1 protein-coding gene is annotated in these 617 nt (G+C 66.5%); it reads right to left on the bottom strand.

The window, feature by feature from the left end:
* The coding region (locus tag JDV76_RS05155; RefSeq protein WP_418884420.1) for a hypothetical protein at positions 1 to 617 on the bottom strand (617 nt) is incomplete at both ends.

Below are 617 nucleotides of genomic sequence, written 5' to 3'. Positions count from 1 at the left end.
ACCAGGCGCAGAGACCACCGGTGCACCACCGCCTGCCGCACCGGCAGCCGAAGTCCCCACCGCATCCGGGCGCACCAGACCACTACCACCAGACTGCGCGGAGGTGATCGCCCCGGCGGTACCACCAGCACCTGCACCGGTACCACCGGTGACCGCCGGTGGTACCGGTGTGCCGAGGGTCATCCTGTCACCGGTGGTGGTGTGCCCACCGTGGCCGTCAACCGGGGAATCCATCAGGTGACTGATCGGTGGGACCGCACCAGAAACCGCCACGGGCAGGCTCCCGCCGAGGAAGGATGACACCCAGGCTTTCTCCGCGAGCGCGCGTTCTGCGGGTTCCTCGATCAACGCCAGTTGCATTTCGGCGGTGGTGATTTCTGCTTGTGCCCAGGAGTTGATGGGGTTGAGCCGGGCGACACTTTCACCCATGATCTGGGCGTTGGTGGAAAACACCCGCGCGCTGGCGGCGACCGTGGTGATGGTGTGTGCGGCCTGGTCGAAAGATTCCCCGTCGGTGAGGTCGCTGATCTGTGCGGCGATGTGGTCGAGTTCATCGGCGATCTGCGCGGTCTGTGCTGCTGCCTGGCGCCAGGTTTGTTCGGCGCGGTCGGCTGCTG

It is taken from the genome of Corynebacterium marambiense, from assembly GCF_016342275.1.
GTDB classification, from domain to species: domain Bacteria; phylum Actinomycetota; class Actinomycetes; order Mycobacteriales; family Mycobacteriaceae; genus Corynebacterium; species Corynebacterium marambiense.
This window is presented reverse-complemented; position numbering and strand designations above follow the sequence as displayed.